General features: G+C 64.6%; 10 protein-coding genes and 2 tRNA genes. 10 read left to right on the top strand and 2 right to left on the bottom strand.

Annotated elements, in window-relative coordinates; all coding sequences use genetic code 11:
• Nucleotides 1-257: 257 nt before the first annotated feature.
• The 6 genes from plsX (at nt 258) to MJ956_RS10765 (ending at nt 4,064) form a co-directional block, all read left to right on the top strand.
• Nucleotides 258-1,331: a phosphate acyltransferase PlsX gene (plsX, locus tag MJ956_RS10790; RefSeq protein ID WP_256477825.1), complete on the top strand. Its 1,074-nt coding sequence runs from the start codon at nt 258-260 to the stop codon at nt 1,329-1,331.
• Nucleotides 1,328-2,308 carry a beta-ketoacyl-ACP synthase III gene (locus MJ956_RS10785; RefSeq protein ID WP_253964470.1) on the top strand — a complete coding sequence of 327 codons (981 nt, stop codon included), beginning with the start codon at nt 1,328-1,330 and terminating at the stop codon, nt 2,306-2,308. Before plsX ends, MJ956_RS10785 begins: the two co-directional genes overlap by 4 nt.
• A gap of 107 nt (nt 2,309-2,415) precedes the next feature.
• Entirely contained in the window at nt 2,416-2,763 is a 348-nt protein-coding gene (locus tag MJ956_RS10780) for an integration host factor subunit alpha (protein WP_253964469.1), read from the top strand.
• A 129-nt stretch (nt 2,764-2,892) separates the two neighbouring features.
• Nucleotides 2,893-3,471 carry a MerR family transcriptional regulator gene (locus tag MJ956_RS10775; RefSeq protein ID WP_253964468.1) on the top strand — a complete coding sequence of 193 codons (579 nt, stop codon included), beginning with the start codon at nt 2,893-2,895 and terminating at the stop codon, nt 3,469-3,471.
• Nucleotides 3,472-3,745: 274 nt separating this feature from the next.
• Nucleotides 3,746-3,822 (top strand) — tRNA-Pro (locus MJ956_RS10770).
• 50 nt (nt 3,823-3,872) lie between these two features.
• Nucleotides 3,873-4,064, top strand: a complete 192-nt coding sequence (locus tag MJ956_RS10765; protein ID WP_253964467.1) for a hypothetical protein — start codon at nt 3,873-3,875, stop codon at nt 4,062-4,064.
• Between the two features lie 89 nt (nt 4,065-4,153).
• On the opposite strand, the gene MJ956_RS10760 is transcribed toward MJ956_RS10765, so the two are convergent.
• Nucleotides 4,154-4,229 (bottom strand) — tRNA-Lys (locus MJ956_RS10760).
• Nucleotides 4,230-4,478: 249 nt separating this feature from the next.
• Between MJ956_RS10760 and MJ956_RS10755 the strand changes: the two genes are divergently transcribed.
• The 4 genes from MJ956_RS10755 (at nt 4,479) to MJ956_RS10740 (ending at nt 9,440) form a co-directional block, all read left to right on the top strand.
• Nucleotides 4,479-5,219 carry a cytochrome c biogenesis CcdA family protein gene (locus tag MJ956_RS10755; RefSeq protein ID WP_253964466.1) on the top strand — a complete coding sequence of 247 codons (741 nt, stop codon included), beginning with the start codon at nt 4,479-4,481 and terminating at the stop codon, nt 5,217-5,219.
• Between the two features lie 76 nt (nt 5,220-5,295).
• Nucleotides 5,296-6,669 (top strand): bifunctional UDP-N-acetylglucosamine diphosphorylase/glucosamine-1-phosphate N-acetyltransferase GlmU, encoded by a 1,374-nt coding sequence (gene glmU / locus MJ956_RS10750; protein WP_253964465.1) that lies wholly within the window; start codon nt 5,296-5,298, stop codon nt 6,667-6,669.
• Nucleotides 6,670-6,776: 107 nt separating this feature from the next.
• A complete protein-coding gene (gene glmS, locus MJ956_RS10745; protein WP_253964464.1) occupies nt 6,777-8,603 on the top strand; it encodes a glutamine--fructose-6-phosphate transaminase (isomerizing) in 1,827 nt (608 codons plus the stop codon).
• A 129-nt stretch (nt 8,604-8,732) separates the two neighbouring features.
• Nucleotides 8,733-9,440 (top strand): DUF502 domain-containing protein, encoded by a 708-nt coding sequence (locus tag MJ956_RS10740; protein WP_253964463.1) that lies wholly within the window; start codon nt 8,733-8,735, stop codon nt 9,438-9,440.
• A gap of 14 nt (nt 9,441-9,454) precedes the next feature.
• On the opposite strand, the gene recG is transcribed toward MJ956_RS10740, so the two are convergent.
• Nucleotides 9,455-11,557: an ATP-dependent DNA helicase RecG gene (recG, locus tag MJ956_RS10735; protein WP_253964462.1), complete on the bottom strand. Its 2,103-nt coding sequence runs from the start codon at nt 11,555-11,557 to the stop codon at nt 9,455-9,457.
• Between the last annotated feature and the right edge of the window lie 88 nt (nt 11,558-11,645).

Below are 11,645 nucleotides of genomic sequence, written 5' to 3'. Positions count from 1 at the left end.
CCTCGGTCCTTATCTGATGGAGGCCCTGGCGCTGGCGCTGGATCCGTATCCGCGCGAGGCGGACGCGGTCTTCGATCGTGTCGATCCGGATCCTGATTCCGATTCCGGTCCCCCGTCAGCCTTCCAGACCTTGGCAACACTGGTTCAGCGTAACGGCGAGGACAAGGATTGAAAAAAAAATCGACGGTTGCCGTTCGCGCGCAAACGGATATCTTCGCGCCGCGCCGTCCGGGTGCACTGCAGGAAAGCGAGAGACCTTGAATTCAAAGACCGGCATCACGATCTCGATCGACGCCATGGGCGGCGATCATGGGCCGGCCGTGGTTCTTGCCGGTGCGGCGATCGCGCTGAAGCGTCACCCCGACACGCGCTTCGTCCTGTTCGGCGAAAGCGACCTCGTCCTGCCGCATCTCGATGCGGATCCGGAGCTGTCGGCCGCATCGACTTTCCATCACTGCGATGTGTCGATACGGATGGACGACAAACCCTCGCAGGCGCTCCGGCAGGGCCGGTACAAATCCTCGATGTGGCGGGCGATCGAGGCGGTGAAGACGCGTGAGGCCGATGTCGCTGTCTCGGCCGGAAACACTGGCGCGCTGATGGCCATGGCCAAGTTCTGTCTGCGCACGATGGCCAATATCGAGCGACCGGCGATCGCCGCCATATGGCCGACCCTTCGCGGCGACAGCATCGTCCTCGACGTCGGCGCGACGATCGGCGCCGACGCGCAGCAGCTCATCGATTTCTCGATGATGGGCGGCGCCATGGCGCGGGCTCTCTTCGGCGTGGAACGCCCGACCGTGGGCTTGCTCAATATCGGCGTCGAGGAGGTCAAGGGCCAGGATGAGATTCGCGAGGCCGGCCGTTTCCTCAAGGAGACGCCGCTGTCGGGCATCGACTATCGCGGATTTGTCGAAGGCGACGACCTCGGCAAGGGCACCGTGGATGTCGTCGTAACCGAAGGCTTTACCGGCAACATCGCGCTGAAGACGGCCGAGGGAACCGCCAAGCAGATCGGCGCCTATCTGCGCGCCGCCATGTCGCAGACCTGGCTTGCCAAGGCCGGGTACATTCTCGCCAGAAGCGCCTTCGAACGGCTTCGCGACAAGATGGATCCCCGCAAGGCCAATGGCGGCGTGTTCCTCGGCCTTAACGGCATCGTCATCAAAAGCCACGGGGGCACCGATGCCGAAGGGATCGCGGCGGCGATCGATCTGGCCCACGCGATGGCACGCAATGGTCTGCGCGAAAAGATCGAGGCGGACCTCAAGAGCTTCTATTTGCGTGTTTCCGAGGAAGCCGCCGAAATTCCGGAAAGCAACCTGCAATGACAAACCAGATCAGATCCGTCGTGCGCGGGACCGGTTCGGCCTTGCCCGAACGGGTCATGCGCAACCAGGATTTCGAAGGCATCGTCGAGACCTCCGACGAATGGATCCGCCAGCGCACAGGCATCGTGGCACGCCACATCGCCGGTGAGCACGAGACCACCGTGTCCCTCGCCGAGGAGGCGGCGCGCCGAGCTATCGCGGCATCCGGTCTCGAACCCGCCGATATCGACCTGATCGTGCTGGCGACCGCGACCCCCAACAACACGTTTCCTGCCTCCGCGGTTCAGCTTCAGCATCGACTTGGCATCGCACACGGCTTCGCCTTCGACCTTCAGGCTGTCTGCAGCGGCTTCGTCTATGCGCTGACCACCGCCGATCTCTACCTCAAGAGCGGCATGGCCCGCCGGGCGCTGGTCATCGGTGCGGAGACCTTTTCGCGCATTCTCGACTGGGAGGACCGGTCGACCTGCGTTCTGTTTGGCGACGGCGCCGGAGCCCTTGTGCTCGAAGCGACCGAAGGAGCCGCGACGGGCGAGGATGGCGGCATCATCGTTTCGCGGCTGCGCTCGAACGGCTCGCATCAGTCGAAGCTTTACGTCGATGGTGGCCCCTCGACCACCGGGACGATCGGCAAACTGCGCATGGAAGGCCGCGAGGTTTTCAAGCACGCGGTCGGCATGATCACCGATGTGATCGAGGACTCATTCGCGGCGGCAGCGGTCACGGCGGATGACATCGACTGGTTCGTTCCCCATCAGGCGAATCGGCGGATTATCGACGCCTCGGCGAAAAAGCTCGGTATCGCGCCGGAAAAAGTGGTGGTGACCGTCGATCGGCACGGCAACACGTCCGCCGCATCGATCCCGCTCGCTCTCGACGTGGCGGTCCGCGACGGTCGGATCAAGCGTGGCGATCTCGTGCTTCTGGAGGCCATGGGCGGCGGCTTCACCTGGGGCGCGGTCTTGATCCGCTGGTAGATATCAAGCCTTGATTCAGATAACGTTTTCGCTAGAGTGTGGCCGTACGTAAGGGCCCCGACCAGCGATCTGTGTCCGATGGTCTTCCAGAAAATTAGGGGACATGAATGGGAGACAAAACCCTCACCAGGGCCGACCTCGCCGAGGCGGTTTTCAGGAAGATCGGTTTGTCCAGGACGGAGTCGGCGCAACTTGTCGAAATGGTCCTCGAGGAGATCTGCTCGACCATCGCCAGCGGGGAATCGGTCAAGATTTCTTCTTTCGGATCGTTCCTGGTCCGCAAGAAGAACGAACGCGTCGGGCGCAACCCGAAGACGGGGGAGGAAGTTCCGATCTCCCCCCGGCGGGTCGCGGTGTTCAAGCCTTCGAACGTTCTGAAGGACCGGATATTGGGGGCGCATGGCGAACGGCTTCCGAGAGCGGATCGTGTCGAGATGCTGAAAGCCGCCGAGTAACGTGGTTTGGAGCATCGGACCGAAAATGGAATCCGGTTCCGGGATCATTTCGATACTCAATCAAAGGCTAGAGCGGCCTTCATGCGTCTGGATGGGCGCATGGCGCCCTAGGCTCGATTGGTCAGCGCCATGACGGAAAAGAGCGTCGACGCCTTGCGCACGATCAGCGAGGTCGCTGGCGATCTCGACCTGCCGCAGCATGTCCTGCGTTTCTGGGAAACCCGGTTCCCGCAGATCAAGCCGATGAAGCGGGGCGGCGGTCGGCGCTACTATCGGCCGGACGATGTCGAGCTTCTCAAGGGCATCCAGTATCTCCTCTACGTCAAGGGTTTCACGATCAAGGGCGTGCAGCGTATCCTGAAGGAAAACGGTGCCCGCTTCGTCGTTGCGATCGGTTCGGGCGACCTCGCGGCTCTCGAGCAGATTCAGGCCGGGCGGCAGAGTTCGGCGAATGCGGGGGCAAAGGACGAGCTCCATCTCGATGATATCGATCTCATTGCGCCCGAATCCCGGGAAGAGGCCGCCAAGCCGGACGCCCCGGCGGAGGGAACGGCCAAACCCTTTGCCGGGTTGCTGAAACGGCATCGCGACGCCGACACCGAAGCTGGCCACCGCGGCGGAACACTTCCACGCGAGAGCGCCGGTGAGCTCGACGATGTGATTCTGCAGTTGCTGGAATGCAAACGGCTTCTCGATCAGGTGCGGTGACGTCGACCGGACTGATCGCGGCGTCCGCGCGTTCCGACGTTTCTGAATTGCCAGAAGCGGCGATGGATCCGGCCGCGACAGGCCGCCGTGCCCGGTATCCGTGGATCGCTCGATTGGCGTGCGGGACGAGGTCACCGCGAAGGCGATCCGGTCGGCACTGGAGGTGCCGCCGGTTCAATCGGAAGCGGAAATGGCGCTTCCCACCGTCACGAGTGCGCTGAACCGCATTTGCCTGTTGCGCGGATTGCCCGGATTAACTAGGACAGTCGGCAGTCGGAGCGTAGCGCAGCCTGGTAGCGCACCTGAATGGGGTTCAGGGGGTCGGAGGTTCGAATCCTCTCGCTCCGACCAGATCCCGATGGTACAGCCCGGAGACATGGGTAATGGATCGTATCTGAGACATGGGTGACAAGCTCGTGCCGAACGGGTTGTCGATGGGTCGCAAGGTTCTGCTCCAGGTCGATGCATCCCAGATCGTAGCGCATGAAGCTGATGAGCCAAATGTCGTCGTCGACCTCGTTGATGCCGAGTCTGTGACCGGCGGGCGTGGTCGAGCCCTCGCGGAGGCACCTCCGCTTATCCATGCGCGTTGAATGTCTGGGGCCCAGCCGGGCCCTGAGCGGCCTTCAGACAAAGGTCCGCAGCACATCAACAGTTATATGATCGCATCTATTGAAGATTTTGGTGAGCGCGCAGGGACTCGAACCCTGGACCTACAGATTAAAAGTCCGTTGCTCTACCAACTGAGCTACGCGCTCGAACCGCCGGGACGCGAGCGACCCGGCGGGAACGGGCGGAACATAGAAAGGCGGCATATGCCGGTCAACCGGAAATCGCCGCTCACGGTGACGGATTTGCGATTTGCCGCGCGACGTTCGGGCCATTAAGACCCGGCCGACGGTCCGCGTCTCAGATCGTCGCCCCCAACCGGCTGTTTCGCGCGCGGTGACGCCGGTCGGTGCGGAGCGACCCGCGAATCGGATCAATGCGATAGAACCGAGGCATCCTTGCTCGCCGAACTTTCCTACCCGACAGCCGTCTTTGCGGGAGCGCTTTCGTTCCTGTCGCCCTGCGTCCTGCCGCTGGTGCCGCCCTATCTGTGCTACATGGCGGGCGTTTCGGCCGACGAATTGCGCGCCGGGCCGCAGCTCGGCTCGACCCGCTATACGCGGCTGATCGCGACCTCGCTCGTCTTCGTGCTCGGCTTTTCGACCGTGTTCGTGGCGCTCGGCGCCGGCGCCAGCACGATCGGACAGGTTCTTCGGCAAAATCTCGATTGGCTCGGCATCGTCGCCGGCGTCGCGATCATCATCATGGGTTTGAATTTCCTTGGCGTATTCCGCCTGTCCTTTCTGTCGAAGGAAGCCCGGCTGACCGCCCCCGACAAACCGCGCAGCGTGGTCGGCGCCTATCTGATGGGGCTCGCCTTCGCCTTTGGCTGGACGCCCTGCATCGGGCCGGTGCTCGGGGCAATTCTAGGGTTGGCCGGGGCCAAGGGCACGGTCGGGGAGGGAGCTCTGATGCTCAGCTTCTACTCCGCCGGCCTCGGCGTTCCGTTCATCCTCGCGGCGACCTTCTCCGGCGCCTTCTTCCGCTGGATGAACGGCTTCAAGGCGCATCTCGCAACGGTGGAAAAGGCGATGGGCGGACTGCTTGTCGTCACCGGTGTCCTGTTCCTCACCGGCAGCATGCAGGCGATGTCGTTCTGGCTGCTGGAGAATTTCCCGGTGCTTCAGACCATCGGTTGATCGAGGCCAGCACCTCCCTTTTGATTCAGCCTGTGCTAAGGCCTCGCCGTCTTGATGTGATTTTTGCGAGTTGCCGATGGCGAGAAGCTGCCTGTCGATCATCCTGGCTGCCGGCGAGGGCACCCGGATGAAATCGTCCAAATCCAAGGTGCTGCACGCGGTCGCCGGCCTGGAGATGATCCGGCACGTCGCGCGTGCGGCGCGAGATGCCGGCTCGGACCGCGTCGGGGTCGTGGTCGGGCGTGACGGCGAGGCCGTCGAGGCGGCCGTCCGCCAGGATATCGCCGACGTCGCGACCTATCCGCAGACCGAGCGGCTGGGCACGGCACACGCCGTGCTGGCCGCGCGCGCCGGGCTTGCCGAAGGTTGCGACGACGTCCTCGTGCTGTTCGGCGACACGCCGCTGATTCGGCCGCAAACCTTGGCACGGGCCCGGGCCGCGCTGGCGGACGGTGCCGAAATCTGCGTTGTCGGCTTTCGTCCCACCAACCCGACCGGCTACGGCCGGCTGATCGAAGCGGACAGCGAGCTTATCGCGATCCGCGAGGAAAAGGACGCCAGCGAGGCCGAACGCGCCGTCGACTTCTGCAACGCCGGCGTCATGGCGTTCGCCGGCGCACGCGCCCTCGACATGCTCGACGCGATCGGCAATGACAACGCCAAGGGCGAATATTACCTGACCGATCTGGTCGAGATCGCCCGCCGCGCCGGTCGCAGCGTCAAGGCTATCGAAGCCGATGCCGACGAGGTGCTCGGCGTCAACTCGCGACTGGAACTCGCCGCGGTCGAAGCACTCTGGCAATCCGCGCGGCGTCGGAAGGCGATGCTCGACGGTGTTACGCTCATGGACCCGGCGAGCGTGTTCTTTGCCCATGACACGCAGATCGCCGCCGACGCGTTCGTGGAACCGAATGTCGTATTCGGTCCGGGCGTTACGGTGGCCGCCGGCGCCGTCATCCACGCCTTCTCCCATATCGAGGGGGCGGCGATCGGCGAGGGAGCGTCGATCGGTCCGTTCGCGCGTTTGCGCCCCGGCACGCGGCTCGCGGAAAACACCAAGGTCGGCAATTTCTGCGAGGTGAAGAACGCCCAGTTCGCCGCCGGCGCGAAGGTCAATCATCTCAGCTATGTCGGCGATTCGATCGTTGGCGGCAAAGCCAATATCGGCGCGGGCACGATCACCTGCAATTACGACGGCGCGCTGAAGCACGTCACCGAGATCGGCGACGGCGCCTTCATCGGATCGAATTCGGCACTCGTGGCGCCGGTGCGGATCGGACACGGCGCCTATATCGGGACCGGCAGCGTGGTGACGGAGGATGTACCGGACGGGGCACTCGCCATCGCGCGGGGGCGACAGGTGACCAAGCCCGATCGCGGCCGTCAGATCACCGAACGCAATGCGGCGGCGAAGGCCAAGTCCGCCGCCAAGCGTCCCGACCCGGCGTAATCTCGCGACACGAAACGTGAATCCCGGCAAAAGGGCGCGGGCGCTAGAACCTCGTCCATATCGTCGTCCCGCCGTTTCGTTCGAGCGACACATTCAAGGACCATCCCATGTGCGGAATCATCGGCATCATCAGTCGCCAACCAGTCGCGGATCGACTCGTGGACGCACTAAAGCGCTTGGAATACCGGGGCTATGATTCGGCCGGTATCGCGACACTCGAGGCCGGCGTGCTCACCCGTCGCAGGGCCGAGGGCAAGCTCGTCAACCTGGCCAAGCGTCTCGAGGACGCGCCGCTGAGGGGCAGCATCGGGATCGGCCACACCCGCTGGGCAACCCATGGCGCGCCGACCGAGCCGAATGCCCATCCGCATGCGACGAAGGCGCTCGCCGTCGTCCATAACGGGATCATCGAGAATTACCGCGACCTGAAGGCAGAGCTCGAAGCCGAGGGCGTCACCTTCGAAAGCCAGACCGACACCGAGACGGTTGCCCATCTGGTGACGCGCGAACTCGCGCGCGGCCTTTCGCCGAAGGACGCGGTCCATGCCGTTTTGGGCCGCCTGGAGGGCGCCTTCTCGCTCGGTTTCCTGTTCAACGGCAACGAGGACATCCTCATCGGCGCCCGCCGCGGCAGCCCGCTCGCGGTCGGCGAGGGCGAAGGCGAAATGTTCCTTGGTTCCGACGCCATTGCGCTGTCGCCCTTCACCGACACGGTCCGTTATCTGGAGGAGGGCGATTTCGTCGTCCTCACTCATGATGGGGTAGAGATCTTCGACGAGCACGCTCGGCCCGTGACACGCGAGATCCGGCGGGCGGTCGGCAAGGCGTTCTATGTCGACAAGGGCAACCACCGGCATTTCATGCAGAAGGAGATCTACGAGCAACCGGAGGTGCTGTCCCACACTCTCGGCGCTTTCGTCGACATGACCACCGGCCGGACGCGGATTCCGAACGGCCAGTCGCTCGATTTCGCCAAGGTCAACCGCATGGCGCTATCGGCCTGCGGCACCGGCTACTATGCCGCCCTGGTCGGCCGTTACTACTTCGAACGTTATGCCCGGATTCCCTGCGACCTTGATGTAGCGTCGGAATTTCGCTACCGCGAAAGCCCGCTCGGCGACGTCGATCTGGCGCTGTTCGTCTCGCAGTCCGGCGAGACGGCGGACACGCTGGCCTCGCTCCGCTACGCCAAGGCGGAGGGTCTCCAGACCGCCGCGGTGGTCAATGTCCAGGAATCGACCATCGCGCGTGAATCCGATTTCGTCCTGCCGACGCTGGCCGGTCCCGAGATCGGTGTCGCGTCGACCAAAGCCTTCACCTGCCAGTTGATGGCGCTCGCCGCGCTGGCGATCAAGGCGGGCGTCGACCGGGGTGTGATTTCGCCCGAGCGCGAACTCGAACTCACCCGCATTCTGGCCGAGGCGCCGCGACTGACCAACGAGGCGATCCGGCTGGAAGACCGGATCGAAGTGCTCTCGCGAGACATGGCGACGAAGCGGCATGCGCTGTTCCTCGGACGTGGCTTCTCCTTCCCGCTTGCGCTCGAGGGCGCTCTGAAGCTCAAGGAAATCAGCTATATCCACGCCGAAGGCTACGCGGCCGGAGAACTGAAGCATGGGCCGATCGCCCTGATCGACGAAACCATGCCGGTCGTCGTCATCGCGCCCCACGACCGGAGTTTCGAAAAGACGGTCTCCAACATGCAGGAAGTCGCGGCGCGCGGCGGCGAGATCATCCTTGTCACCGACGCCAAGGGCGCGGCCAGCGGCGCCGTCGAGGGCGCCGAGATGATCGTCCTGCCCGACATGCCGGAAATCCTGACCCCGATCGTCTATGCGATCCCCTTGCAATTGCTCGCCTATCACACCGCCATCCAGATGGGCACCGATGTGGATCAGCCGCGCAATCTGGCGAAGTCGGTCACCGTCGAATAGCCGGGCCCCCTTCTTCGCAATTGCGAAAATCATCTTGCAATTGCCGCGGCGGATCGTGATGTTTCAATCGCCGGGCGTGCTTGACGCCTTTCGAACGCGCTACGGCGGCGCCGGGGATCATTGGCGGCCATGGCTCGTCTGCGCAATTATTTCCTGACCGGGTTCATCGTCTGTGCGCCGCTGGCGATCACGGCGTGGATCACCTGGTCGTTCATGGGCTGGGTCGACGGCTGGGTGAAGCCCTATATCCCGGTCCAGTATCTTCCCGATTCCTATCTGCCCTTCGCCGTCCCGGGTTTCGGCCTGATCGTGGCGCTGGTGCTGATCACAGTGGTCGGCTTCCTGACCGCCAATTTCATCGGCCGCACCGTAGTCAGGTGGAGCGAGCATCTGCTCAGCCGGACACCGCTGGTTCGCTCCGTCTATACGGCGCTCAAGCAGATCTTCGAAACCGTCCTTGCCGACCGCTCCTCCTCGTTCAAGACCGCCGCCTTGATGGAATATCCGCGCAAGGGCGTTTGGTGTCTCGTCTTCGTGGCGACGACGGCGCGCGGCGAGATCGCGACGACGCTCTCCGACCAGGGCGAGGAAATGCTCGCCGTATTCCTGCCGCCGACGCCCAACCCCACCTCGGGATACCTGCTTTTCGTGCCGCGGGAGGACGTGCGGGTGCTCGATATGAGCATTGAGGCGGCGCTGAGGCTGGTCATTTCGGCGGGGCTGGTGTCCCCGGACGATGTTGTCCGCCCGGGCAAGCCGGTGAGCATGGCGAAAGCCTCGCGCGTGGTCGCCGAGCGCGAAAAGCGGGCCGAGCGGCCGGCCGAGCCGGCCGAGTAGCGACAACCGATGCTCTAGCCGGAGCGCAGCAGCCGCACTGCCTCGTCCTTGCCGAACAGATAGAGCAGCGTGCGCAGCGCTTCGCCGCGCTCGGATTTCAGTTCGCCGTCGGTCGCGAGGATCAACCGTGCATCGTCGCGGGCGATCTCCATCAGATGGGCGTGATGTTCCATCGAGGCGATGCGGAAAAACGGCATGCCCGACTGCTGCGTGCCGAGGAGATCGCCTTCGCCGCGCAGCTTCAGGTCCTCTTCGGCGATGCGGAAGCCATCTTCGGTCTCGCGCATCACCGCGATGCGGGCCGCCGCCGTCTCGCCAAGCGGCGCGCGGTATAAAAGCACGCAGAACGAGGCCTTCTCGCCGCGTCCGACCCGGCCGCGCAGCTGGTGCAGTTGCGACAGGCCGAAGCGCTCGGCGTGCTCGATGACGATGATCGAGGCGTCGGGCACGTCGACTCCGACTTCGATGACGGTCGTCGCGACGACGAGTTTGGTGCGCCCGGCCTTGAAGGCGGCCATGGCGGCGTCCTTCTCCTCGCCGCTCATGCGGCCATGGACGAGCCCGACCATGTCCCCGAACAGACCCTTGAGCTGGCGAAACCGCTCCTCGGCCGCCATCAGGTCGCTCTTTTCCGATTCCTCGACCAGCGGACAGACCCAGTAGAGCCGGTCGCCCGCCGCCATCGCCCGGCCGGCGCGATCGACGATCTCGTCCAGCCGCTCCATCGGCACGGCAACGGTGGTGATCGGCTTGCGCCCGGCGGGTTTGCCTTCGAGCCGCGAGACGTCCATGTCGCCGAAAGCGGCGAGGACGAGGGTGCGCGGGATCGGCGTCGCGGTCATTACCAGAAGATCCGCCGCGCGGCCCTTGCCGGTCAGGCTCAGCCGCTGGTGGACGCCGAAGCGATGCTGCTCGTCGACGACGACAAGGCCGCGGTCGCGATAATCGACACTCTCCTGAAACAGCGCGTGGGTGCCGACGACGATTTGCGCCTCGCCTGAAGCGATCGCCTCCAGCTTGGCCGCCCGCGCCTTGCCGGTATCGCGGCCGGTGAGCAGGGTGATGTTCAGCCCGGCCGCCTCGCAAAGCTTCGAGAGGCTATCGAAATGCTGGCGCGCCAGAATTTCGGTCGGGGCAAGCAGCGCCGATTGCGCCCCGGCCTCGGCCGCCGTCGCCATCGCCATCAGCGCAACCACCGTCTTGCCGGCGCCGACATCGCCCTGCAGCAGGCGCAGCATCCGGTCCGCGTCCGCCATGTCCGCGAGGATCTCGGCGATGACACCTTGCTGGGCATCGGTGAGAACGAAAGGAAGCGCTGCCCGAAGCCGCGCTGCAAGCGCCCCGGAGCCGGTGAGCGGGCGACCCCGCGCCTTCTTCATGCGTTGCCGCGAGAGCGCCAGGGCCAATTGGCTGGCCAGGAACTCGTCATAGGAGAGCCGGCTGAAGGCGGCGCCGTCGGGCGCCAGATAGCGCTCGTCCGCCGGATCGTGCAGGCGCTTCAGCGCCGCTCCGAAATCCGGAAAGCCATGCTTGGCGACGATCGAGGGATCGATCCATTCGGACACAGCCGGGACGCGCTCCACCGCCTGGGCGATCGCCTTGCGCAGTATTTTCGGCGAGAGCCCGGCGGTCATCGGATAGACTGGTTCGACTAGGGATAGCGATTCGGCTTCGTCGACCGACGCCACGAAGTCGGGATGCACCATTGACGGGCGGCCGTTGAACCACTCGACCCGACCGGACACGATCATCATCTCGCCGATTGGCAGGAGCTTTTCCAACCAGCCGGACTGGCCGCGGAAATAGGTGAGGGCGATCTCACCGGTCGCGTCCTGGGCGAACACCTTGTAGGGCGCCGATTTCGCCGCCCGTCCGGGCGCCTGGTGGCGGTCGATGCGAACCGTCAGCGTCACGATCCCGCCCTCCGGCGCGGTCGCGATCTCAGCGCGCTTGCGCCGGTCGATCACACCGGTCGGAAGGTGGAACAGGAGGTCGCGGACGCGCACGGTCTCGCCGGCTCCAACCAGCAGCGTCTGGAACTGGGTTGCGACCTTCGGTCCCACGCCTTCCAGCGTCGTCACGGGGGCAAACAGCGGGTCGAGGATCGAAGGGCGCATCGTCGGCGAGGTTTAGTCGGATGCGCGCCGATGGCAAGGCTGACAGGGCCGGTCGCACCCTATATAGAAGCCTCACTCACACGACAGG

The sequence above is a fragment of the Aurantimonas marianensis genome (genome assembly GCF_024195285.1).
Taxonomy (GTDB): Bacteria; Pseudomonadota; Alphaproteobacteria; order Rhizobiales; family Rhizobiaceae; genus Aurantimonas; species Aurantimonas marianensis.
Note: the sequence above shows the minus strand (reverse complement) of the source record. Positions and strands in the feature narration are given on the sequence as shown.

Excerpts from the sequence above, each read along its gene's own strand:
- MJ956_RS10785 (WP_253964470.1), top strand. The coding sequence starts at position 1,328 with ATGACAAACCAGATCAGATCCGTCGTGCGCGGGACCGGTTCGGCCTTG.
- MJ956_RS10780 (WP_253964469.1), top strand. The coding sequence starts at position 2,416 with ATGGGAGACAAAACCCTCACCAGGGCCGACCTCGCCGAGGCGGTTTTC.
- MJ956_RS10775 (WP_253964468.1), top strand. The coding sequence starts at position 2,893 with ATGACGGAAAAGAGCGTCGACGCCTTGCGCACGATCAGCGAGGTCGCT.
- MJ956_RS10765 (WP_253964467.1), top strand. The coding sequence starts at position 3,873 with ATGGGTGACAAGCTCGTGCCGAACGGGTTGTCGATGGGTCGCAAGGTT.
- glmU (WP_253964465.1), top strand. The coding sequence starts at position 5,296 with ATGGCGAGAAGCTGCCTGTCGATCATCCTGGCTGCCGGCGAGGGCACC.
- glmS (WP_253964464.1), top strand. The coding sequence starts at position 6,777 with ATGTGCGGAATCATCGGCATCATCAGTCGCCAACCAGTCGCGGATCGA.
- MJ956_RS10740 (WP_253964463.1), top strand. The coding sequence starts at position 8,733 with ATGGCTCGTCTGCGCAATTATTTCCTGACCGGGTTCATCGTCTGTGCG.
- recG (WP_253964462.1), bottom strand. The coding sequence starts at position 11,557 with ATGCGCCCTTCGATCCTCGACCCGCTGTTTGCCCCCGTGACGACGCTG.